The sequence below is a fragment of the [Phormidium] sp. LEGE 05292 genome (assembly GCF_015207735.1).
Classification (GTDB): Bacteria; Cyanobacteriota; Cyanobacteriia; order Cyanobacteriales; family Aerosakkonemataceae; genus Floridanema.
This window is the reverse complement of sequence record NZ_JADEWG010000015.1, coordinates 37333-61827: the sequence shown is the minus strand read 5'-3', so window position 1 is coordinate 61827 and position 24495 is coordinate 37333. Positions and strand designations below refer to the sequence as shown.

20 protein-coding genes and 1 tRNA gene are annotated in these 24495 nt (G+C 38.6%); 9 read left to right on the top strand and 12 right to left on the bottom strand.

What is annotated here, in order from left to right; all coding sequences use genetic code 11:
* Positions 1-24: 24 nt before the first annotated feature.
* The 4 genes from IQ264_RS06920 to IQ264_RS06905 all read right to left on the bottom strand — a co-directional run bounded on the left by IQ264_RS06920 (position 25) and on the right by IQ264_RS06905 (position 2444).
* Complete coding sequence (locus IQ264_RS06920; RefSeq protein WP_193979906.1) at positions 25-258, bottom strand: hypothetical protein; 234 nt, start codon at positions 256-258, stop codon at positions 25-27.
* A gap of 179 nt (positions 259-437) precedes the next feature.
* Positions 438-510, bottom strand: a tRNA-Ala gene (locus IQ264_RS06915).
* A gap of 73 nt (positions 511-583) precedes the next feature.
* A complete protein-coding gene (locus IQ264_RS06910; RefSeq protein WP_193979904.1) occupies positions 584-1312 on the bottom strand; it encodes an HAD family hydrolase in 729 nt (242 codons plus the stop codon).
* A gap of 235 nt (positions 1313-1547) precedes the next feature.
* Entirely contained in the window at positions 1548-2444 is an 897-nt protein-coding gene (locus IQ264_RS06905) for a class I SAM-dependent methyltransferase (RefSeq protein ID WP_193979902.1), read from the bottom strand.
* Between the two features lie 308 nt (positions 2445-2752).
* Between IQ264_RS06905 and IQ264_RS06900 the strand changes: the two genes are divergently transcribed.
* The 3 genes from IQ264_RS06900 (at position 2753) to IQ264_RS06890 (ending at position 4999) form a co-directional block, all read left to right on the top strand.
* A complete protein-coding gene (locus IQ264_RS06900; RefSeq protein ID WP_322744621.1) occupies positions 2753-3244 on the top strand; it encodes an RtcB family protein in 492 nt (163 codons plus the stop codon).
* 229 nt (positions 3245-3473) lie between these two features.
* Positions 3474-4280: an LAGLIDADG family homing endonuclease gene (locus IQ264_RS06895; protein ID WP_193979900.1), complete on the top strand. Its 807-nt coding sequence runs from the start codon at positions 3474-3476 to the stop codon at positions 4278-4280.
* On the top strand, positions 4277-4999 hold the full coding sequence (locus tag IQ264_RS06890) for an RtcB family protein (protein ID WP_322744620.1): 723 nt from the start codon (positions 4277-4279) through the stop codon (positions 4997-4999). Before IQ264_RS06895 ends, IQ264_RS06890 begins: the two co-directional genes overlap by 4 nt.
* Positions 5000-5042: 43 nt before the next feature.
* Here the strand turns inward: IQ264_RS06890 and IQ264_RS06885 are convergent, their stop codons facing one another.
* Positions 5043-6503 (bottom strand): TM0106 family RecB-like putative nuclease, encoded by a 1461-nt coding sequence (locus IQ264_RS06885; protein ID WP_193979897.1) that lies wholly within the window; start codon positions 6501-6503, stop codon positions 5043-5045.
* 118 nt (positions 6504-6621) lie between these two features.
* Here IQ264_RS06885 and IQ264_RS06880 point away from each other — a divergent pair, with 118 nt between their 5' ends.
* The 4 genes from IQ264_RS06880 (at position 6622) to IQ264_RS06865 (ending at position 10807) form a co-directional block, all read left to right on the top strand.
* On the top strand, positions 6622-7785 hold the full coding sequence (locus tag IQ264_RS06880; protein ID WP_193979895.1) for a class I SAM-dependent methyltransferase: 1164 nt from the start codon (positions 6622-6624) through the stop codon (positions 7783-7785).
* A gap of 10 nt (positions 7786-7795) precedes the next feature.
* Positions 7796-8992 carry an aminotransferase class V-fold PLP-dependent enzyme gene (locus tag IQ264_RS06875; RefSeq protein WP_193979894.1) on the top strand — a complete coding sequence of 399 codons (1197 nt, stop codon included), beginning with the start codon at positions 7796-7798 and terminating at the stop codon, positions 8990-8992.
* 257 nt (positions 8993-9249) lie between these two features.
* On the top strand, positions 9250-10338 hold the full coding sequence (locus tag IQ264_RS06870) for a glycosyl transferase (protein ID WP_193979892.1): 1089 nt from the start codon (positions 9250-9252) through the stop codon (positions 10336-10338).
* 49 nt (positions 10339-10387) lie between these two features.
* A complete protein-coding gene (locus tag IQ264_RS06865) occupies positions 10388-10807 on the top strand; it encodes a secondary thiamine-phosphate synthase enzyme YjbQ (RefSeq protein ID WP_193979890.1) in 420 nt (139 codons plus the stop codon).
* Between the two features lie 390 nt (positions 10808-11197).
* Here IQ264_RS06865 and IQ264_RS06860 read toward each other — a convergent pair whose 3' ends face one another.
* The 6 genes from IQ264_RS06860 to IQ264_RS32785 form a co-directional block, all read right to left on the bottom strand.
* Positions 11198-11533 (bottom strand): type II toxin-antitoxin system PemK/MazF family toxin, encoded by a 336-nt coding sequence (locus IQ264_RS06860; protein ID WP_193979888.1) that lies wholly within the window; start codon positions 11531-11533, stop codon positions 11198-11200.
* A gap of 2 nt (positions 11534-11535) precedes the next feature.
* Positions 11536-11754 (bottom strand): hypothetical protein, encoded by a 219-nt coding sequence (locus IQ264_RS06855; RefSeq protein ID WP_193979886.1) that lies wholly within the window; start codon positions 11752-11754, stop codon positions 11536-11538.
* Positions 11755-11895: 141 nt separating this feature from the next.
* Positions 11896-12192 carry an Asp-tRNA(Asn)/Glu-tRNA(Gln) amidotransferase subunit GatC gene (gatC, locus tag IQ264_RS06850; protein WP_193979884.1) on the bottom strand — a complete coding sequence of 99 codons (297 nt, stop codon included), beginning with the start codon at positions 12190-12192 and terminating at the stop codon, positions 11896-11898.
* A gap of 70 nt (positions 12193-12262) precedes the next feature.
* A complete protein-coding gene (locus IQ264_RS06845; protein ID WP_193979882.1) occupies positions 12263-12784 on the bottom strand; it encodes a photosystem I assembly protein Ycf3 in 522 nt (173 codons plus the stop codon).
* Between the two features lie 177 nt (positions 12785-12961).
* A complete protein-coding gene (locus tag IQ264_RS06840; RefSeq protein ID WP_193979880.1) occupies positions 12962-13696 on the bottom strand; it encodes a 2-phosphosulfolactate phosphatase family protein in 735 nt (244 codons plus the stop codon).
* A gap of 209 nt (positions 13697-13905) precedes the next feature.
* A complete protein-coding gene (locus tag IQ264_RS32785; RefSeq protein WP_228061334.1) occupies positions 13906-16677 on the bottom strand; it encodes a U32 family peptidase in 2772 nt (923 codons plus the stop codon).
* A gap of 295 nt (positions 16678-16972) precedes the next feature.
* Between IQ264_RS32785 and IQ264_RS06825 the strand changes: the two genes are divergently transcribed.
* Positions 16973-18967 carry an EcsC family protein gene (locus IQ264_RS06825; protein ID WP_228061333.1) on the top strand — a complete coding sequence of 665 codons (1995 nt, stop codon included), beginning with the start codon at positions 16973-16975 and terminating at the stop codon, positions 18965-18967.
* Positions 18968-19360: 393 nt separating this feature from the next.
* Positions 19361-21160 carry a cyclase family protein gene (locus IQ264_RS33645; protein WP_193979879.1) on the top strand — a complete coding sequence of 600 codons (1800 nt, stop codon included), beginning with the start codon at positions 19361-19363 and terminating at the stop codon, positions 21158-21160.
* Here the strand turns inward: IQ264_RS33645 and IQ264_RS06815 are convergent.
* Positions 21093-24317: a PAS domain-containing protein gene (locus tag IQ264_RS06815; RefSeq protein ID WP_193979877.1), complete on the bottom strand. Its 3225-nt coding sequence runs from the start codon at positions 24315-24317 to the stop codon at positions 21093-21095. The genes IQ264_RS33645 and IQ264_RS06815 overlap by 68 nt on opposite strands.
* Between the last annotated feature and the right edge of the window lie 178 nt (positions 24318-24495).

Genomic DNA, 24495 nt, shown 5'->3' with positions numbered 1-24495 from the left:
AGACAAATGTAACCTAATTTACTATTAGTGACTTTCTTGCCAACCAGATTGACGCTCTTGGGCTAAATCACGAATCAGCGTTAATTTTGAGTGCAAGTAGTCGCTTAAAACATCTGCATCGTTACTGCTCAAAGAACCTTGATTTTTCAACTGTTTCAGCAGCCATTGGACTAAACTAGCGTCATCCAGCTTTAGTAGGATATTTGATTGAGTATCTTCAATCAAAGACCAAATTTGGCGGAGCATATTTGGAGTCATGGAATCTCCTCTTAATTATTGCTTTATGTTTTAAGATAGCCAATAATTGTCATACCAAACAGTAGATAACACAAGTTGAAACAAGATTTACAAAACGCTTAATAAATCGAACAATATCTTGATTAGAAGTGAGTCAGCACTTATGGAATACTGTCTCAATCCCTAGAAGCTATATCAGATGGAGAATAGGGAACTCGAATCCCTGACCTCTGCGGTGCGATCGCAGCGCTCTACCAACTGAGCTAATTCCCCATTTATGTAGGTTTTTGGCGATTCCAAGTCTTTTAGCGACGAGTAAACGACTTTTAATCATCAAAAACTTATTTTAACATTCTGTGACGCTTGGTTGAAAATTTTCTTGAGAAAACACTTGCTGGATGCGTTCCAATTCCAAATCCCAAAAATAATCCACAGTCCAATTAGCTTGTCGTTGGATTATATGAAATGGGTAGGTATTTGCTACTCCTACCACCTGCATTCCCGCACGTTTAGCAGCAGTAATTCCGGCTGGGGTATCTTCAATAGCTAAACATTCTGAGGGTTGCAGGTCAAGATTTTCAAATTCCTGATTTAATAATTCGATCGCCAATAAGTAGCCATCTGGTTCTGGTTTACTAACTTTCAAATCATCGCTGGAAGCAATGACAGAAAAGTATTGCGCCAAGTTAGCCCGACTTAATACTACTTCGACTTCCGATTGCAGTGCCCCAGTCACTACGCCAATTTTCAGATTAGCTGCTTGTAATTTGCGAATAAATTCTTCCAAACCGGGATAAATAGGCAATTCCGACATTTCAGCGATGCGTTCTTGGTAAGCTTGAGCTTTGCGGGAAATTAGCTGATTGAGGTAACTTTCTGTAAGTACTCGACCTCGACGGGAGAAAAGGTCGCTAAGACAAGCGCGATCGCTTCTTCCCAAACAAAATTTGCGAAATTCGCCCCGTTTCGGTCGCAGATTCTCTGCAATTAAAATCCGATCGATCAGTTGCTCATGAATTGGCTCATCGTTGATGATGATGCCGTTAAAATCAAACAAAACTGCCTTAAGCGCCATTCGATTTTAGATTTTAGATTGTTTCCTTTCAAAGACTTAAGTCATAGAGTAACTCAAGTTGTTGCTGACAAATAGAGTCAGTTAGATCCCCCCTAGCTCCCCTTGCTAAGAGGGGAACCTGATGCAAAGTCCACCCTAGCAAGGGGGGAACCAAATTCAAAGTCCCCCTTAGCAAGAGGGATAATGGGGGATCGCCTACGGCACGCTACGCGAACGAAAACGTCTGAACTCATAACTAGTAAGTTCCACGAATATCAAAAGCTGGTGCAGGAATTGCTGAGAAATCACCGCCTATTTCCTGGTAGGAAGGCTTTGTCGCATTGATTTCTACACCTGGGATAGGTTTCATCCCGCGACTAACTTGATTCACCCACCAATGCTCGTGTGTTTCCACTGCTTCAAAGCCCGCTGCACCCATCCAAGCGTCAACATTTCCCGCCGCATAAGCTTTAATGTAAGGTTCTTCAAAAATTTCCGTCAACCATTCGGTTTGGCGCAAGGTTTTCTGATTTCCATCGAGAATTAAAACTTGTCCTCCGGGAACTAATAACCGGAAGCTTTCCCGCAAAATGGCTTGAGAAACTGCTGGGGGAGTTTCGTGAAACAGTAAAGATGCTGTCACTACGTCAAAGGATGCGTTGGGAAAACCTGTGTGTTCGGCGTTTCCGTGTCGCAATTGAATCCGAAGTCCGGCTTGTTTGGCTTTGCGATCGGCCATAAATAGCATATAAGGCGACAAGTCTAAACCAATAACTTCGGCTTCGGGAAATCCTTGTTTGAGTAAAACGGTTGTGGAACCTGTACCACAGCCTAAGTCTAAAATTCTTCTGGGTTTTCCGCCAATGCGATCGACTAACCCCTGTCTCACCCAAGTTTCATTCGGTGGTAAAACATACTGAGTTATCGGATCGTAGGAAACCGAAGCGCCAGGGTTGAGATAGCCGCCTTTGATTCCGTGAAAGTTCTGGCTGCTGTAATATTCGGGATATTCTAAATTTGGTTGGCGGAAGCGATCGGCTTCTGCTTCCCAATCTACACTTTCATAAAAACGCTGTAGTCCCTGTTCGTCAATTAAGGGACGAATTATCGGTGCTAAAAAACGTTGCCAAAGTGTGTCTTTTGCGATCGGCATTGCTTTTCGTTAGCCTTTACTAAATTGCTTGACAATAGCTGAGATTATCTCCCTGTTTACAAATCTTAATAGATTGTTAGTCGATCGTGGTAGACATTCAATTTTAGATTTTCGATTTGATACCTTTTAAATGTAAAGACGTTGTATACAACGTCTTTACATTTATTTAATGCCGCTTACAGACTGGACAAAACTCGAATCTTTATGTAACATTGTAGTATACGTAATTCAAAACCCCCAAACTCTCGCCTTTTGTTAGGATCGAGATGAGTTTTTCTGCATTTTTGTCCTTATTAAATTAGTAATTTATGCCTTACGAAAAACTAGAAATTTCTACAACATCACCTGTGCTTTCTTGGGCGAATCATGAACTAAGTTCTGATGAAACCAAGATGGCGAAAAATGTTGCATCTTTGCCATTTGTGTTTAAGCACGTAGCATTAATGCCTGATGTTCATTTAGGAAAAGGAGCATTAGTTGGTTCAGTAATTGCGACTAAAGATGCGATTATGCCTGCTGCTGTCGGGGTCGATATTGGTTGCGGGATGATGGCTATTAAAACACCATTTACCGCCGAACAATTGGAAGGAAAATTGAAGAAAATTCGCCTCGATATTGAAGCAGCAATTCCTGTAGGATTCGAGGAAAATAAAGAAGTTGAAAAAGCCGTCAGTAATTGGCAAGGTTGGCAAGATTTCAAGGATTTACATTCAGGCGTACAACGCTTAGAAAGTAAAGCCATAAAACAATTAGGTTCTCTCGGTGGGGGTAAAAGATTGCCCCTTACTGTAGTAATATAGTAATCAAAACTCGTCCAAATCGGTGAAGGCTGAGAATGAGTAAATCTTTATATGATTTACTTGCTAATACCGAGGGAAGCGGTAAAACGCCCCGTAGAGAGCAGAGGGACTTGGGCATCCTAATTAATTAGGATGAAGGTGTGCTCCGAACTATACCGAAGAGGAAGGTATAGAACCAAGCAGAAATGTCTTGGTCGATTGCAACTTTGATCGATGATATTGTGGAGTAATGGAAACCACTAATATCAGTCTTGAATTACCCGCTTATGCCTACTTGTTTGGTTTCATTCAAAGTGATGGTCATCTATACAACAATACTCGCAATCGAGGTAGGTTAAGTATAGAGGTCAGCAAGATAGATGAAGAAATATTGTGGGCATTCAACAATCTCATACCGTTTAATTCTTCCATTACTGAGCGTGTGCGTAAAACTAACTTTAGTAGCCAGCATACATCAGTTATTTGGAGGGTTTACGATAAACGATTTCGAGATTATCTTGAATCTTGGGGTTTACCGAATGGTAGTAAATCAAAGTTAATTCAACTACCTAGTTGTAGCTTTTCTAAAGTGGATTACTTTAGAGGTTTGATAGATGGGGATGGCTCACTGGGAATGACTTCTAAAAACTTTCCCTTCCTATCTTTGGTTACTTGTAGCTCACACATTGCTGTTGAGTATCTAGAATTAATTAAACAGATTACGGGCAAAACCAAAACCTCTAATAAAAACACGAGAGATCAAGTTTACAACATAGTTGTTTACAAGGAAGATGCTCAACTTTTAACAAGTCACTTGTACTACAACTGTTGTCTAGCTTTACCTAGAAAGCTAACTAAAGCTATTGAAGTACTGAGTTGGAGTCGTCCTCCTGATATGAAACGGGTGAACAAGAAATTTTGGACACCTGAAGAAGATCAGTTTATTACTACCCATTCGATCGAGCATTCGATGAAGGTGCTAGGTAGAAGTCAAAGCAGTATTGAACTCAGACTGTGGAGACTGAAAAAACTTAGCAAGCAATTAGTAACAAATTGAATCACTTTATCGAAGTTTGTCTAGACACAGAAAACCAAGTTTGGCTAATGTTACATTCTGGTTCCCGTCACATTGGAAATATGTTAGCTCAGAATCATATTGATACTGGGAAAGATTTAACCAAATTGGCAAACATTAAATTACCAGATCCAGATTTAGCTTATTTTGTAGCGGGAACACCGGAATTTGCTGCTTACTGGCACGATTTACAATGGGCGCAAAATTACGCTCGTTATAATCGTGATGTGATGATGACGCGAGTTAAGCGAATTGTGGAAAAACATTTAGCTGGCGGAAAGCAAACTAAAGCTTTATTGGAGGTGAATTGTCATCACAATTATGCGGAAAAAGAAGTGCATTTTGGTGAGGAAGTTTACGTTACTCGCAAAGGTGCCGTAAGAGCAAAAGAGGAAGATTACGGGATTATTCCTGGTTCGATGGGAGCAAAATCTTTCATCGTTAAAGGGAAGGGTAATCATGAAAGTTATTGTTCCTGCTCGCATGGTGCAGGGCGGTTATTGTCTCGAAATAAGGCAAAGAATATCTACACTTTGGATGATTTGATCGCTCAAACTCAAGGTGTTGAATGTCGCAAAGATACGGGAGTTTTAGATGAAATTCCTGGGGCTTATAAGCCGATCGAACAAGTGATGGCAAATCAATCTGATTTGGTGGAAGTTGTAGCGACTTTGAAACAAGTCCTTTGCGTAAAAGGTTAATCAGTTCGTTGTACCCACTTCAGTGGGTGCAGCGCTGAAGCGCTTACAACGGACTTTTTTCTAGGGTTTTACTCAACCAATTTTTAACTATATGTGTTGCTAAACAATCATCTTCGTTGTAGGTGACAATCTTTTCTAAAAAAGTTCGATCGCCTGTCTTCAACCATTCATCATACCAACAAATTGCTTGGGAACCTGTGGCTGAAGGATTGCGCCAATTAAAACCTAGCCAACGTGCGATCGCTTTTAATGAATAACTTTCGGTTGGCAAAGTTACTGCTTGGGTGACTTTTTCATGTACATCGACTAAGCGATTTAACAAAGGTTTCCATAAGTGGGTTGGTGTTTGATAGCGTTTAGCTAATTCTTTAACCATAGATACTTCATAATCACAAAAATGAAAAATTGGTGCTTGTGGGTAATCCCAAACTAAATTTAAAAATTGCTGCCAAGTCGCCGCTTCTTCTGAAAAATCCTCTGCCAATAAAGGATAAAATTTTTCCGTTTGAGCTTTTTTATCTACAAGTAAAACACCTAAAAGGTAGGCAAAATCTATTTCTGGTTGAGATTCAATATCAAAATACAGTTCAATATCTGAAGTTGGTAAATTTATGGCTAAATTTGAATTAAAAATTATTTGATTGTTTAGGTTTGCTTGGGATTGCCGTAATAATTGTTCGGTGATTTCCTTACCAAAAACTGGTTCTAAATCAGCAAAGTTCGCATTGGCTAAAGAAGCCACTGTATTGATATTAACTTGCTGCAAATAACTATAGCGACTGGGAGTAACTCCTGGTAAAAGCGAGAGATGTTCTTGAGATTTGGCTATGCCATAACAAGAACTATACCAATGACAAAGATTGCACTTTTGCCGGGAAATAAATACTTCTGGGGTTTCACTTTGCTGTAAAGTTTGACTGCATTCTTGGAAAATTGTCTGCATTTGCGGTAGCCAATTTTCCAACGATACAAAATAGGGTTTTCTTTCGCGTAAAATTAACCAAGCAGCGGGGGGTTTTACTCCTTGTGTTACAGTTAAAACTTGGGCGTGAAATGCGGCACTAATTTTATATTCTTGCTTGGGACGTTTTCCTAATTCAATTTGTACTGGAATGTAACACCAATTTCCGAAAATCGAATTTCCTGGTTGTTTTACTAATAAATCGGGAAAACTTAGTATGGTAATGGGTACTGGTGACTGATAATTGGGAAAATAATTTTCGTTTACCTCGGTAATTAAAACTCCTTTGTAAATTCGCTCGACACCCTGACGCATTAATGTTAAAGTAGCCTGTGCGCCAGCTTGCCAATCTTTGTGCGGGTACTCTGGTTTGTGATATGTTTGTTCGCTGAGAACAATTTTTTGATGTGCTAGACGATCCTGTTGTAGTTTTAACTGAAAATCATTTGGCGGGTCTAGTTCTTGCTTGTTTCCATAAAGATCGAGAAACGCCCGTCGATGACAGCGTTGGTATTGCAGCAGCAGTTCAGCAGTTATGAGCATTATTTTAAACTATGGAAGATTTTTTGTAGCGGATTTGCGATCGCTAACTCTAAAGTAAGTTATACAGCCTACTATTATTTTAAATCTAATATATCCAATTTGAACTTGTGAGGAGAAAGTGGAATTTAATTATGTACACACTTGGGAAGAAAACAATTTCATTATCAAAGCCTTTGTCTTAGATCAAATTGCCTCACCTGACACTTTTAACGTCAGCGTTAGCGCCGAAGACGAAATGTTTTTGTATCAGCGAAATGTTATTTATGGGGATAAAAATCGAGCTTTGCTGGAGTATTTCAGATCGGGAAAGGAAGTAATCGACAGAATTACTACTATTATTAACTGGAAATTCCAAGGTTTTGAAAATGTTAATTCTTTCTTAGATTTTGCTTGCGGGTATGGCAGAATTACTCGCTATTTAGTCCAAAAGATGTCAACAGAAAAAATTTGGGTGTCGGATATTTATGCTGAAGCAGTGGAATTCCAAAAACTGCAATTTGGGGTGAATGGGATTGTTTCAGTCATTAATCCAAACGACTATCCGGTAGAGAGAAAGTATGATTGTATTTTTGTATTTTCTTTGTTCACCCATTTACCAGAAAAAAACTTTGTTTCTTGGTTAGAAAAACTATATAGTATGCTGTCTCCCAATGGCATATTAATATTTACCGTTCATGATGCGATCTTGATGCCACAAGAACAGGTAATGCCAGAATCAGGTATTTGTTTTTTACCTCAGAGTGAGAGTCGTTCTTTAAATAAAGATGAGTATGGATCGACTTGGGTGACAGAATCTTTTGTTGCTGATGCGATCGCTAAAGCTTCCCATGGCAAAGCACTATATCATCGCATAAAAAAAGGCTTATTAATTCAGGATTTGTATTTAGTCGTTAATGAACCAAAATTAGATTTTTCTTCTTTAAATATTGGGGTAAGACCAAGGGGTTTTGTTGATGTTTGTACTTACAGCAAACATGATGAGATTACCCTCAAAGGTTGGGCAGCAGATACCAGTTGGACTGATGAAATTAAAGAAATACAAGTTCTCTTAAATGGACAGTTGGTACAAAAATGTAAACCCTGTTATCCACGACCTGATGTGGTAGAATTCTTTAAAGATGAAAGGGCTTTGATGTCTGGTTGGACTTGTTCTTTCTATTTAGATCCTGCCACAGATATTTTCCAAGAATTGCTGATGGTGAAGATGATTTGCGGCAACAATGTAGAAAGAGTGCTGCTGATTAACTTTATTGCAGCTACCTTGCAAGATTTACAAGTTTAAATACATCCCTATGAATAGCATTTTCCCCACATTAACTTCATTAGAACAATTTCGCCAACAATTTCCAGCTTTAGCAAGTAAAGCTTATTTTAATTATGGCGGTCAAGGCCCAATGCCACAAGTAGCATTGGAGGCAATTTTTCAAGCATTTCAGTATATACAAAATTCCGGGCCTTTTTCTCAGGAAGCTGATGCTTGGATCGGGCAAAAATCGCAGCAAACTAGGGAAGCGATCGCTAAAGAATTAAATGTCTCACCTGCAACTATTACTTTAACTGAAGATGTTACTGTAGGGTGCAATATTGGATTATGGGGAATTGATTGGCAAGCTGGCGATCGCTTACTTCTCTCTGATTGCGAACACCCTGGAATTGTGGCAGCTATTGGGGAAATTAAACGCAGATTTGGTATTGAAATTGATAGCTGTAATCTGTTAGAAACTGTGAATGGTGGAGATTTGCTAGAGGCGATCGCCAAACACTTAAAACCTAACACCAAACTAGTAGTATTAAGTCACGTTATTTGGAACACTGGACAAGTTTTACCTTTAACTGAAATTGTACAAGCTTGTCGGCAAAATTCCCCTGAAACCAAAGTTTTAATTGATGCCGCCCAATCAGTCGGAATGTTACCTTTAAATTTGGCAGAAACAGGCGTTGATTTTTACGCTTTTACAGGTCATAAATGGTTATGTGGGCCAGAAGGTGTGGGCGGGTTTTATGTAAACCCAGAAAGTTTAGAAAGGTTACATCCTACTTTTATTGGTTGGCGGGGAATTATTAGTAGTAAAATAGGAGAATCTACTACTTGGAAACCTGATGGAAAACGCTTTGAAGTTGCCACTTCCGCCTATCCATTATATTGTGGATTAACCGCAGCAATTAATATTCATCAATCGCTCGCTTCTCCCGCAGAACGCTATCAGCAAATTTGCCATTTAAGCAAGTATCTTTGGGAAAAGTTAAGCGAACTTCCAGATGTTAATTGTTTGTTGAAGTCTCCACCTGAGTCTGGCTTAGTCTCTTTTCAAGTTACAGGGGTTTCCCATCAGGAATTAGTACAAAGTTTGGAAAAGCAAGGTTTTCAGATTCGCACTTTGCGTTATCCTGATTGTGTCCGCGCTTGTGTTCATTACTTTACTTTGCCTTCAGAAATCGATCGGTTGGTGAAGGAAATTGGGAAATTTAACCGCAGATGTAGGCGATAGCCTTCCCGTAGGGTACGCAGATAAACGCAGATGTTAGCGTTAATTTTGGGTGGGTGGTTAATATTGTTTTTAACCACAGATATCCACAGATATCCACAGATAAACACAGATGTTAGCGTTAGTTTTTGGTGGGGTGGTTAATGTTTTTTTAATGTAAGTTTGGGTGTGCTTTTACCAAATTAATTATTTTTATGGTATCCTAATATAATGGAAATCTGTGCGCTCATATATACTGAATTTTCAATTAAAAATCTTTGATGACTTCCAGACCAAGCATATACATTTCTATCACTAATCACGGTTTTGGTCATGCAGCTAGAACCGCTTCTGTTGCAGCCGAAATTCAAAAGTTAAATCCAGAAATATTACTAATATTGGTAACAACTGCGCCTCGTTGGTTGTTGGAATCTTATATTCCGGGAGATTTTATTCATCGTCCTCGCGGATTTGATATTGGTGTGATTCAATTTGATAGCATCAATATGGATCTAGAAGCGACTTTGCAAAAACTCAGAGAAATTAGGGAAAAACAGCGATCGATAATTGCAGGCGAAGTCAGTTTTATTCAGCAAAATCGCGTGAGTTTGATGTTAGCTGATATTCCCCCACTCGCACCAGTAATCGCAAAAACTGCGGGGATTCCTTGTTGGATAATTAGTAATTTTGGTTGGGATTTTATTTATAGTGCTTGGGGAGGAGAATTTGTTGAAATAGCGGATTGGATTCATGATTGTTTTAGTCAATGCGATCGCCTTTTTCGCCTTCCCATGCACGAACCAATGAGTGCATTTCCAATTATAGAAGATCGTGGTTTAACCGGAGGTACTCCCCGCTACAACTCAGAAGAATTACGCGACAAATTTGGCATTAATAGCCCAAAAGAAAAAACTATTTTACTCAGCTTTGGTGGTCTAGGATTACAACAAATTCCCTATCAAAATATTCAGCAATTTCCTGATTGGACATTTATCATGTTCGATCGTCTTGCGCCCGATTATCCTAATATAATTAAAATCACCGAACATAACTATCGCCCCATAGATTTTATGCCTATCTGTGGCAGAGTAATTTCTAAACCTGGATTTAGCACTTTTTCCGAAGCATTAAGGTTAAATACTCCCATTGTTACTTTAACCAGAGAAGGTTTTGCGGAATCACCATTATTATTAGAAGGCATTCAAAATTACAGCTACCATCAAATTATTAAGCCTGGGGAATTTTTCGAGAGTGAATGGGCATTTTTACGGCAAGATTTACAACCACCCCGCCAATCAGAAAGTATGATTAAAAAAGATGGTACAGAATCGATCGCTCAAACCATAGTTAACTATTTTAAAACTAATTAATTCTATTTTCACAACTACCAACTACCAACTACCCACTACCCAAATAATCATGCCTCACTATCAAAAACTCTTGCAAATTAAAACCGCAGGCAAATCATTATATAAAATTACTTCTAAAATAGAATCAGTAGTTGCTGAATCTGGCATAGAAACCGGACTTTGTACGCTGTTTTTGCGCCATACTTCTGCGAGTTTAATTATTCAAGAAAACGCCGATCCAGATGTATTAACAGATTTATCTAACTTCTTTGCTAAATTAGTACCCGAAGATAATCGCTTGTATATTCATACTACCGAAGGGTCAGATGATATGCCAGCGCATATTCGCACAGTTTTAACCAAAACTTCCGAACAAATCCCAATTTATCGGGGTAGGTTAGCGTTAGGAACTTGGCAAGGTATTTATATTTGGGAACATCGCCAAAGAAGTCATCAAAGGGAATTATTAGTGCATATTTCAGGGGATTAATAATTATTAAACCGCAGAGACGCAGAGGACGCAGAGAAGGAAAGAAGAGAGAGATTTATTATTTAGGTTGGAGTTCTTGGCGAAATTCTCGCAGGGCTTGTGTGTGATTGGTCAGGTTAATACAGCGGATGAGAAGAGGTACGTTTAAGTTGGGGAGAAGTTGCGACTGGGAAACATTTTCGTATTCTTCATTTCTCAGAACGTAAAATGATAATTGTCCGTCTTCCCAAAACCAAACTTCGGAAATTTTTAAGCGTTTGTAATTGTTCGTAATGAATTAGATATTTAGCTGATTTTAGCAAGTTTTAAATTAGGGCGATCGCCCACCTAAACATTAGATTAAGATAAAAGAGAAAAGGAGATGCTAAATCCTTTGTGAACATACGTTTTTTATTCTAAATCTGCAAGAGCGACTTTCAAGCAAGCGCGAACTTCCTTCCAGTCACGTTCTGACAAATGACCAATTAAAATTACGTTAGCGGATGGTGGTAGAGTAACTATAAAACTACGAAAAACAGAAGCGACTCTTAAACCTGCTGTTTCCCAATCTTGAAGTATATAATCAGTTACGCCTAAAGCATCTGTCTGGGTAGTTATAAGTCCAACTATTACATCTGGGCGGGTTGTATTGTAGGTAGCTGACGAGATAATTACAGCAGGACGACGTTTAATACCCGTGACACCAGGAAAATCTACTGTCACCACATCACCAGGATTAAACGACATTCTTAAATCTCCTCGTTTTCAGGAAAAAGGGTAGCTGCGTATTGCAAGGAAAAAGTTGTTATATCGATTTGATCTTGCTCAGTCCAAGTATCACTTTGCTCGACAATAGACAGATTTTTTTGCACCAAATCGTTGAGAATAAGAGTTGCTAATCGTAGTCGCTCAGTTGGTGAAAGGTTACAGACTATTTGATTGTAAACTTCTTGAACAGTGGTTGACATGGCAATTCCCCCTGCTTCTTATCTTAATGCGGAAGTTGGAGATTAGCTAGTCTAAAAAGGAACAGTGTGCATAAAAAAAAGAAGAAATGCTAACTCAAAAAAAGCTGCATTTCCTCCAAGTTTTATATTTACAATCAATGCTTATTCATCTGAACCTAAAATTTGTGGTACTTTGAAAAAGTCCCCATCTTGATCGGGAGCATTTTTCAGAATAGCTTCCCGTTCTGCAAAAGGGTTTAATTCATCTATTCTGGTTATATTACTCACATCAATTGCTCTAGTTGTTGGTTGAACATTGCTCACATCCAACTCGCTCAATTGTTGAAAATAATCTAACATACTGCCCATTTGGGTAGTAAATAATTCTTCTTCTTCTGGGGTTAATTCCAAACGGGCAAGTAAAGCAACTTTGTGGACTTGTTCGCGATCGATACTCATAATTTTGGTTTAATTGTTGATAGTCATTGAGATCCCTGACTTCTTCTATAAGTCGGGGATCTTAGCAAGATTAAAAGAATACGTCAATTTGCGATCGCCCAGTCGTCTTCAGCCAGTTTTGCGCTTCAATATAGTTATTCGGAGCAATGCGAATTGCTTCTCGCCAGTATTCAGCCGCTTTATCCAACAAAGCTTCTCCTTCTTCCGAATTTCCCGCTTCTTTCAACTTTTCTCCTTGGTAATGGTAAATTACGGCTATGTTATTTAAAGCTGAAGGGTGACGGGGGTTTAAGTCGATAGCTTGGTAATAGTATTCCAAAGCTTTTTCATGCTCACCATTGCTAGCATGAATTAACCCAATATTGTAAAGAATATAACTCTTATCGTAAGGGTCTTCTTCCAATTTCAAAGCTTCGTAGTAGTTGTCCAAAGCTTCGGCATATTCTCCATCCGCCTGCGCTGACATCCCATCACGGTAGTAAACAAAAGCTTCCTTTGCTTTTTTATTAGCAGGCAGAGCTTTGAGAATCATATCTGCCATGACGGTAAAAGTTTTGTCGATGAAATTATCGTTACGTTGTGATCTGGGCATATCTTTAAAGGTAGTTCCAATGGTTTGATTTTAGAGGCTCATTAGATAATTTAACGCCGATTCGCTAGGGTGGTTGTCAAGGGTAAAGGAAAGCTTTACCTTTACTCTTTAATCTTTAACCTTTAACTTTAGTAAATTTCCCCTTTGAGGTTCAAGCGAAAAATCTGCTGTATTTAATCATTTTTTCATTAAAACTCCTGGTTGGCGTTGGATTGGGAGAACATCCAACAGATCCATTTGGACACAATATTTCAAATCCTCATCGCAGTCCAAGCGCAGTAGGCGTTTCCCGTGACTGGCGTGGTGCATTAATTCTAGCAATCGGTCCTTCCACCGATCGAACAAAGAGACTGCGCCAACAACCTCATCATTGCCAGCGAGTTCATCAATTGGTAGTTTCAGTTCATCGATCAAACTTTGAGCGATCGCACCAGCGCAAGCAGTATCCTCTAAAGAAAAACTACCTTCCCAGCCCGATCCGACAATCCAGACAGTTTCCGGTTGCTCAGACAAAATATAATTCACCACAGCCCGACGATTGATAAAAGCGCCAGCCATAACAGCCGCAGCTTTTTGGACTCGTTCCAGAGAGCGTGTACCATTGGTAGTGCTAATAAACAAACGTCGTCCTTGGACTTGCTCAGGAGTGCAATCCAAAGGAGAATTACCCATATCAAAGCCAGCTACTTTTGCGCCTCCCCGTTCTCCGGCGCGAATCCGCTTTTCTGTAGGCCAAGCATCGCTTACTTGCATCAGTTTATCTAAGTCGCTGAAAACTTGCACCGCTTCAGCCCCCGCAGCCAAAGCTGTCACCATTGTAGTTGTAGCTCTTAAAACATCAATTGCGATCGCACAATCAGGAACTTCACTAGAAGGAGTGAGTTCGGGAGTATGGTAAATAAATAATTTCACAAGCCGCTGCTATCTGAATTATAACCGTTGAAAATGCAATTATATTATGTACGGTTACAAAAAACCAACATTAACCACCCCACCAAAATCTCACAATAACATCTGCGTTCATCTGCGTTCATCTGCATTCATCTGCGTTTGAAAAAAAGCATTATCCACCCAGCCAAAATCTCACATAAACATCTGTGTTCATCTGTGGTAAAAAACCACTAATTCCCCATAGTACCTCTAGTAACCCCCAACTGATTTTGCAACTTCAAATTCCGCCAAAGCTGAGAACCAGAAATTTCCCCAGATAACAATTGATGGTAACGATAAATAATCTCCTTAACTTGCTGAGGACTTTCATTAATGAACTCAACGCGAAAATTCCTTAACCCCAACTCAAGCAGACGTTGCACATATTCCGCCCCAGTTTGCGCCTTACCATTAAATACAGTATTGCGACAACCTGCATCAGCTTGTAAGATGTGTTCGGTGCCTGTGCGATCGCGCAATTTCACCTCATACTTTTCACAAGGACGACCACAATTAGTATAATCAGTTCCCTCGGAAAGAAAAGCACAAAAAACGCAATGTTCCATGTGAAACATGGGCATATATTGATGAATTGTCACCTCAAACCAATCAGTTGGACAACTAGCGAGTAAATCTTCTAATTGAGAAATATTTAGATCGTAAGAAGCAGTTAACCTTGACAAACCATAGCGATTTTTTAAGTAATCAGCCGTTAATCCATTAGCAAAATTTAAAGAGAAATCACCAATGCAAAGTTCTCCAGCAAAAAATTCCAATTGGTCATAATTTCGCACCAGATAACCATCAGCTTCACTAGCGCGAACTTGCTGCAAAATCCAATTTTCTCCTGGTTTGGTGATTCTTGGGGGGGCGACGAAAATTTTGGGTACTGGGTACTGGGTATTGGGAAATTCTCTGGCGATTTTTACTGCTGGTTGATAGTTTTTTGGGTTTTCAAATTCGCAGTATATTGTGGAAATACCTGATTCTAAAGCTGCTTGTAATTGTTCGAGGTTGCGGACTAAAACGATTAAGTTGGGATTGGTTAAACTTGAGGGTTCTTTGGTAGGTAATAACTCTGAGAGTTTAACGTTTGAGTTTAATTGCCAGCGTTTTGGTTGTTGGCGTAATTCTTCTAATTGAGTGACAAATTCTCGGCGTAAACGGTTTAACTCACTCACGGGTAACATCAAATCAGCATTGAGATGATTAGTCAGTTTTTCTAAGTAAAAAGGAGTATTGCCTAACCTTCCCAATTGTTCTTGTAAACGCTCATTTGTTAAAGGTTTGGTATGTGCTTCTACTAAGTTAATGGCAGATTCTACTTGGACAACGTTGCCTAATTCATCTGTGGCAATGATAATTAAAGGTTGATTGAGTTCGCCATGAATTTCTAATTTTAAATGGCGCTGAAATTGTGGAATTTCGCCGTTAAAACTTTGGCGTAATTGTTTATCTAATTCTGGATCGGAAGTTTTCCAAAGTTTGTCGCCAACTTGAACCCGTCGAAAGTTAATATCGCGTTTACCAAAGGTTAAAATTGTCTCTTTCCCCTTAGTTTCTACAGCATAAATTCTGCCGCCTTCTTCCTTTGTTTCGGGATGTCCGCTATCAAATACTACACCATCTCCGGGTTTAATTGGTGCTTGTAATTTGATTGATATTTTATCTGGAAAAATTTGGGTAACTTCGCCTAAGTAAACTCCCCGCTTTTTGCCGAAACGGGCATGAACTAATTCTTGATTGTTAATTCCTGCAAACCAACCTGTATAAAGTCCGCGAGAAAATGCCATTTCTAGGTTGTAGCGATCGATCGAATCTCCAACATTGTATATATTAGTCTTTTGGTCTTGATTCATAACATTTTGATCCCCCCTAGCCCCCCTTAATAAGGGGGGGACAGGATTCAAGTTTTCGCTCTTCAAAGTCCCCCTTATTAAGGGGGATTTAGGGGGATCTAATTCATTGTTCAAAGTCCCCCTTATTAAGGGGGATTTAGGGGGATCTAATTCATTGTTCAAAGTCCCCCTTGTTAAGGGGGATTTAGGGGGATCTAATTCATTGTTCAAAGTCCCCCTTATTAAGGGGGATTTAGGGGGATCAGATAATTGGGCGCTGATTCGATCTAATGCTTGGCGATAAACGCGAGTCACGTTGGCGACATATTCTGGCGCTTTCAATCGACCTTCGATTTTTAAAGAAGTTACCCCGGCTTTTACTAATTGGGGAAGTACATCTAATCCAGCTAAATCTTGGGGACTTAACAGGTATTTGCGATCGCCTAATTCCACCAATTTACCATCTGCGATTAATTCGTAAGGCATTCGACAAGCTTGAGCACATTCTCCCCGATTTGCCGATCGTCCTCCTAATGCTTCGCTAGTCAAACATTGCCCAGAATAAGCCACACATAAAGCGCCGTGAACGAAGACTTCTAAGGGGAGGGAAATTTGTTTTTCTTGGAGTTGTTTTTGGATTTTTTCGATTTCTTTTATCGAACATTCACGGGCGAGGACAACTAATTCGCAACCCAAGCTTTTCGCAAACTTTACTCCTGCTGTACTGGTAATAGTCATTTGGGTAGAAGCATGGATAGGAAAATCTGGGGAAAGGTGGCGAATTAAACGGCAAATTCCGATATCTTGAACGATGACTGCATCAACTCCAGCAGCAATTATTGTGCGAAGATATTGTTCTGCTTGAGTTAATTCTTGGGGAAAAATTAGGGTGTTGAGGGTAACGTAACCTTTGACTCCTCGCAGGTGCAAATATGCCATTAATTTGGGCAATTCCGCTGTGGTGATATTTTGCGCCCGCATTCTTGCATTAAATTGTTCTAAACCAAAATAAATGGCATCTGCGCCATTTTCAACTGCTGCTTTGGCACATTCCCAATTACCCGCAGGTGAGAGTAATTCGGGGATTTTAATGTTGGGTGTGGTGGATTTACGATCGGCTTTCATTGCGGAATATCTTAGGTAATAGGTGATGGCACTAACTGCTATTGTGTTGATTATTTGTTATAGCAGCAACCTGGACTTTAGATGGTAGCTGTTCTATCATGACAGCTATCAACACTTTTGGATTTTGATTCTATTCCTGATTTGCCAGTTTGGTTAGAAACTCATCGCCCCTAGATACACCTATTGTCTCGACTGTAACTTTCTAAGATTACCATAACACTGAAATTTGCTAAATGTGTTAGTGTTCTGTTGTAGCTGGGAATACTTGAGTTAGGTGTGATTAACCTAACTAAATATGGAACAACAAAATCTCTCGGAACTTGCTAAACAGGGAAATGCACAAGCGATCGCAACTTTCATGAATCGTTTCCTGCAACCCAAAGGTATTACAGCGAAAGCTGTCATGAAAAACGATTGCTTACAAATCATGCTGGAAGCTGCCCAAGTACCAAATCAACAGTTATTAGTTCCATTAATTAATAAGTGGATGAGCAATTTAGGGGCTGAATCTATTAAAAAAGTTAAGGTTTTTGGGCGAAAGACAGGCGAAGAATTTCCTGCTTGGAATGAGGAATTTGAAGTTGCGACGCAGAATGTACCGAACTTTGAAGAACTTGCCAAACAAGGTGATATAAATGCTTTGATTAAACTGATTAATCAGTGGTTGAACTCACAAGACTGTACTGCAAAAGCTATTCTAAAAAATGATTGTTTGCAAATAAAAGTAGAATCAGCCCAAGTTCCAGAGCAAGTTTATGTAGTTTCAGTTATTCGTAAGGGATTGATTGATTTAGGTATTCAATTCTGCCAAAAAGTTAAGATTTTTGGACAACAGACGGGCGATGATTTCCCTGACTGGCAAGAAGAATTTGAGTTAAATGAACAGGTAGATTCAATTGTAATTACACCGGAAATAGTTGATGAAGATCAATCTTCTGCTGCTATTGTCAATGTTGAACCAGCAAGTCAATTAACTGTAAAAAAACAACCTTCTTCTTGGGGAGGATGGTTAGGAGCAGTGAAGGGTGCTGCTGGAGCAGTTGGAGGTGCTGCTGTTAGTGCCAGTAAAGGTGTCGCTAGTGCAACCGTAGGAACTGCTGGAGCGGTTGGAAGTGCTGTTGTTAGTGCCAGTAAAGGTGTCGCTGGTGCAGCTGTTGGAACTGCTGGAGTAGTTGGAAGTGCTGCTGTTAGTGCCAGTAAAGGTGTCGCTGGTGCAGCTGTTGGAACTGCTGGAGTAGTTGGAAGTGCTGCTGTTAGTGCCAGTAAAGCTGTTGCTGAAACTGCTGTTGGTGTTGGTGGTGCAATTGGTAACGCTGCGATGCAAGCACCAGAAAACGTAGGATATGTCCTTGATTTAGTTACTAACAATCCTCAATTACAACAATTTACCAAAGCTCTACCACAAGTAGATTGGTTGCTAAAACTTTTAGATCAAATTGATATAGTTAAAGCTGAAACTCAGGTCAGAAGGCTTCAGGAAAAATATCCTCATGAACAGCCAAATGCGATCGCACATCGCATAATGCTAGAAAAAGTTATCTATGTTGGAGGGTCAGGATTAGCTACTAGTTTGGTTCCCGGATTAGCAGCTGCTATGTTTGCTGTTGATATAGCAGCAACTACAGCAATACAAGCAGAAATGATTTTACAAATTGCTTGTGCTTACGGATTTGACTTACGAGAACCAGCAAGAAAAGCTGAAGTTCTCGCTGTTTTTGGTTTGTCTATTGGTGGTAGTCAAGCTTTAAATTTGGGTAGCAGTTATGCAGTTAAAGCAGGATTGGGTTTTCTCAGAAATATACCTCTTGCTGGAGCCGCAATTGGTGCAAGTACAAATGCAGCATTGCTTTATGCACTGGGATATGCAGCTTGTCATTTTTATGAAGCAAAACTAACTCCAACTATTACAATGGAAGCGACTTTAGAAACTGCTCAGTCAGAAAGTCAAAAATTTTTAAAGAGTGCAATTTCCCAAGAAGTCATCATGGATCAAATTTTGATTCATGTTTATTTAGCTGGAAATCCCGAAAAAACTTGGGAAGAAATGTTGCCCGAATTAAAAACTTTAAATCTTAGCCCAGCATCTTTGGAGGCGATAGCCGCTAATAGTAATTCTCCCCCATCATTAGAAAGTTTGCTAGCTCAAATTAATAGTGATTTTGCTGTTCCTCTGTTAGCGCAATGTGAAAAAATTGCTCAGTTAGACGGAGTAATTACCCCGGAAGAAAGTCAGGTGATAGAAACAATCAATAAGAAATTCAACATTAATCTAGAAGCAATTACTCTCTAATCAAACAGGTTCGTTGTAGGGACTTCAGTCCTACTAGCTGACAAGACAACGACTGAAGTCGCTACAACGGACTACGATCAATTTAGTTCGTTGTAGGGACTTCAGTCCTACTAGCTGAAAAGGCAACGACTGAAGTCGCTACAACGGACTGCGATCAATTTGGTTCGTTGTAGGGACTTCAGTCCTACTAGCTGACAAGACAACGACTGAAGTCGCTACAACGGACTGCGATCAATTTGGTTCGTTGTAGGGACTTCAGTCCTACTAGCTAACAAGACAACGACTGAAGTCGTTACAACGGACTGCGATCAATTTGGTTCGTTGTAGGGACTTTAGTCCTACTAGCTAACAAGACAAGGACTGAAGTCGTTACAACGGACTGTTATAATTATCATGAAAATGAATCAATTACATACTTTGCTAGAGCAAACTAAATCCTACTTAATTAACTCGATCGCACCAAACGCCGCAGTGATAGATTATGACTCTCAAGCATTGCAAAAAGCACTCAACGGACTTGCAGAGTTAGGATTATTAGGCTTAAGAATTCCTCAAGAATGGGGCGGTTTAGCAGTTAATCAAGAAACATTTGATGATTACCAAGAGTTAATCGCTAGATATTCTGGTGCTTTGGCATTTTTGCAAACTCAACATCAAAGTGCAGCGGCGATGATTTCTCAAAGTGAAAACCTGGCTTTAAAACAAGAATATTTGCCTTTGATGAGTCAGGGAAAGCGTTTATTAGGGATTGGTTTTTCTCATTTGCGACGGGATGGCGAACCACTTGTTAAAGCAATTCCTGTAACAGGGGGTTTTTTAATAGAAGGAACAGTACCTTGGGTAACTGGTTGGAAAATATTTTCTGATTTTATTGTTGCTGCTACTTTACCTAATGGTGAAGCGGTTTTTGGTGTAGTTCCTTTAGTAGAAATTCAGCAGGAAAATCAAGGTTTAATCAGTTTTGATGCACCGATGAAATTAGCGGCGATGGCATCTACTAATACTGTTGCTGCTGATTTGAAGGGATGGTTTTTAGCACAGGAAAAAGTTGTTTTTATTAAACCTCAAGGTTGGATTCATGAGAACGATCGCAAAAGTATCCTCAAACAAACTACTTTTTTAGCTTTAGGTTGTGCTTTGGCAGGAATTGATATTGTAGAAGCTGCTACTAAAACTAAATCTTTGTCTTTTATTAAGGAAAGTTTTGCTAATTTATATTCAGAATTTAATCATTGTCGTCAAGCAATTAAGGAAGCACAAGAAAACACAGATTTGCCATTAGTAGAGAAACATAAATTGCGGAGTTGGGCGATCGCCTTAGCAGTACGTTGCGCTCATGCAGCAATTACCGTTTCTAGTGGTGCAGCTAACCTAAAATCTCATCCAGCACAAAGAGTTTATCGAGAAGCATTAGTTTTTACTGTCTCTGGACAAACTCAAGAAATTAAAGCTGCAACTTTGCAAAGATTAATTAATGCAAAAACCCCACAAAAAACAATTAAATATTCCCAAGTTATTCATCTTAGCCATATTATAGATACTAACATTCCCCAATGGCCTGGAGACCCAACAGTAGAATTAGAAACTGTTGCCGAATTAGCAAAAGATGGTTACTATTTGCGGCGTTTTTCCCTTGGAGAACATAGCGCAACACATATCAATGCACCTTTAAGTTTTCACAGTTCTGGAATTGGAATCGATCGATATTTAGCATCATCTTTGGTTAAATCAGCGATAGTAATTGATATTAGTTATCAAGCAAAAACTAATCCTGATTATCTCTTAACTATCAATGATATTTGGGATTGGGAACAACAAAACGGTAAAATTACTGCTGATAGCATCTTACTAGTTTATACGGGTTGGCAAGAAAAATGGTTAGACAATGAACAGTTTTTAAATTCCGATTTATCGGGACAAATGCACTTTCCGGGAATTAGCAAAGAAGCGGTTTTATTTTTACTCAAAGAACGGACAATTTTTGGTTTAGGAATTGATACTCATGGAGTAGATTCCGGGCAAGATACTTGTTTTACAGTTAATAGTTTAATGTTAGAAAAACCTCGAATTATTTTGGAAAATCTTACTAATTTAGAACAGTTACCTGCCACAGGAACAACTTTAGTTATTGGTATTTTACGATTGAAAGATGGTTCGGGTTCTCCTGCTGCTGTAATGGCATTTGTACCATAGAACTACATTGTGTTAGAGGAATTTCTATAATAAATTCTGTTCCTTTTCCGAATGTGGATTTACAGATAATTTGACCGCCGTGATGTTTAATAATTGAGTGAGAAACGGATAAGCCTAAACCTGTTCCTTGACCCACAGGTTTAGTAGTAAAAAATGGGTCAAATACTCGTTTACGAATAGATTCAGGTATGCCACAACCATTATCAGCAATTGATATTGCTACATATCCGAGCGCAGAAAGATAAGTCCTAATAGTAATGGTACTAAGGTCGGGAGAATTCTCTTTTATACTCAGTTTTTTTTGCTTTTCTTCTAATGCTTCAATCGCATTATATAGCAAATTCATAATTACCTGATTTAGCTGTCCTGCATAACATTCTACTAATGGTAATTCGCTGTAATATTTGATTACCTGAATTTTTAATTTTTTCTCTGGACAATTCAGACGACTTTGCAATAACATTAAAGTACTTTCTATCCCTTCATGAATATCCACAGACTTCATATCTGCTTCATCCAAGCGCGAGAAAGTGCGTAATGATTTTACTATCTTTTCAATTCTTTCCGCACCGGATTGCATAGAAATCAAAAGTTTAGGAAAGTCTTCCATAATAAATTCTAAGTCATTTTCGGCGATTTGCTGCTGAATTTCATCAGGTGGATTAGGATAATAACTACCATATAATTGCACTAATTTAAAAAGATGTTGAACATACTGATTAGCATAATTGAGATTACCATATATAAAACTAATTGGGTTGTTAATTTCATGAGCTATTCCGGCTACCATTTGACCCAAACTCACCATTTTTTCACTTTGAATTAATTGACTTTGGGTTTGTTTTAAGTCTTTTAAGGTAATTTCTAATTCTTGATTTTTTTCCTGCAATTTAGCTTCACTTTCCCGTAAAGCTAACTCAGCTTTTTGACGTTCAACAATTTCAATTTGCGCTTGTTCAAAAAGAGTTGATTGCTGAATAGCAATTCCTAGTTGTACAGTAATTTGCTTTAAACAATCAATTTCGGAATCTTGCCATTTTCTCATACTTTTACAATGATGAATAATTAATAATCCCCATAATTTTTCACCTTGTAATATAGGAAGAACGATATTAGCTTTTACTTGGAATTTTGCTAATGTATCAGCATGACAACTATATAATTCACCATTGTAAATATCTTCTATCGCTCGAATTCTTCCCAGTTGATAAAGCGGAACATACTTTTCAACAAAGCAATTATCTTGAATTGCAAGTCCTAAAATTGGCATCCATTCTTCACCTACCGATTCTACAACAGTTATGCCACTCCAATCAGGATTAAATCTGTAAATAATTACGCGATCGGTTAACAAAAACCGTCTCACTTCTTCTACTGCTGTTTGTAAAATTTCTTCCGAATTCAAAGATTGACGAATCCGTTCCATAATTGCAGCTAATAAACGCTGTCTTAAAAATTGCTGTTGTAAAGCTGCTTCTGCTTGATAACGTTCTGTAATATCTATTGAAATACCAAATAACCGCAATACATAGCCGAATTTATTGCGGTGTTGAGGTTTATGGTTAGCGCGTAATGCTTTTCCTTTACTATTAAGATATCTGATTACTCCATCAGGACGAATAATTCGATGATCGATTTCATAAGGTGTACCTTCAGTTAAGGCTGTTTCTACAACATTTAAAAATGCTTCCCTATCTTCAGGGTGAATTAATTCTATTAGTTCATCAAAACTGGCTATTTTATTTGATGTTACACCTAAAATTCGAGATAGTTCATCTGACCAAGTAATTGTTCCTGCCAATACATCGAATTCCCAATTGCCAATGTGAGCAATTTTTTGGGACTCTTGAAACTTGCGTGTCAGTTCTGAGTTAGCTTCTTCTGCTTTTTTGCGATCGCTAATATCTTGATGAGTTCCCGTCATCCGTAAAGGTTTTCCCAACTCATCCCGCAATACTACCTTTCCCTGAGAAAATATCCACTTCCATTCGCCAGATTTAGTTTGCATTCTAAATTCCACAGCATAGCAATCAGTAGAACCTTCTAAATTATCATTTAAAATTTGCAATACTCTCGGCAAATCTTCAGGGTGTATAAGTTGTTCCCAATTCGTAAAATTATTCTCTATTTCTGTTTCTTTATAACCTAACATCTGCTTCCAGTAAGAGTTAAAATATACTTCTTCTGTCCTAATATTCCAATCCCATAAACCTAAATTGCTTGCAGCGATCGCTAAATGTAACCGTTCCTCACTTAACTGTAAAGCATCTGCGATTTTTTTGCGTTGAATATGTGAACCTAACTGTGTAGCTACAGCATTTAAAAGCTCTAGCAAATGTTGGTCTTCGCCAGTTTTCTCTTTTTTAAAAAAGACTAGGACAGCTAATACTTTAGTATCGCCAATAATCGGTACAGCGAAACAGCTTTTTAACCCCAATTTAGCTGTAATTTCCAACCGCAAAAAACTTGATTTTTCAATTGAATAAAGGTCTTCTATCCATTCAGGTTTACCTGACAAAAAAACTCTGCCAGGTAAGCCTTCACCGGGTAAAAGTTTTAAATTTTGGCTATGTTCGACAAATTCTTCTAATCGGCGATCGCCAATATACCAACCAGGACTATAATTTAACTTTTGATAATCATTAGCAATCCAAGCTTCACCAAAATCCCAATTGATATGCTTACACAATAAATCCAAAGTCACTGCTAAAGCTTCATTATGATCTTGGGACTGACTAATAGCCGTAGTTGCTTCTAACAATAAATGAACTTCATTTTCTGTGCGCTGGCGTTCCACAGCATATTCTAAACCATTAAGTAAAATCTGACTATCAATACTGCTTTTTACTAAATAGAACTGTGCGCCTCCATGAATTGCTGACAAAGCTAATTTTTGGTCATTACTTGTTAACATGACCACAATCGGAGTTTTTGCCACGTAATTTTTCACATGAATAATTGTTTCTAATCCTTGGCTATCAGGTAACGTTAAATCCAATAAAACTACATCAAACTTTGTTTCACTTAAAACTTGTATACCTGCTTGCAGACAGTCAACATTAGTAAAATTTAAGCTCGTTTCTGTATAGGTTTCTAACAATATTTTCCTAATTAATTCTACATCATCTAAATTGTCTTCTATAAGAAGCATTTTCATACTTTTATGCCGAAGAGCTATGTTAGTTTCGTTAGCTGTCTTCATTAATCTTAGCGGTAAAGTAAAGGATTGTAACGTTATTTAAAAGAATCATGTATTTAGTAATACTATTTTGAGCGATCGACTTTTTGATGGCATCACATTTCTTCTCACTATTTACCGATAAACCTATTATTCC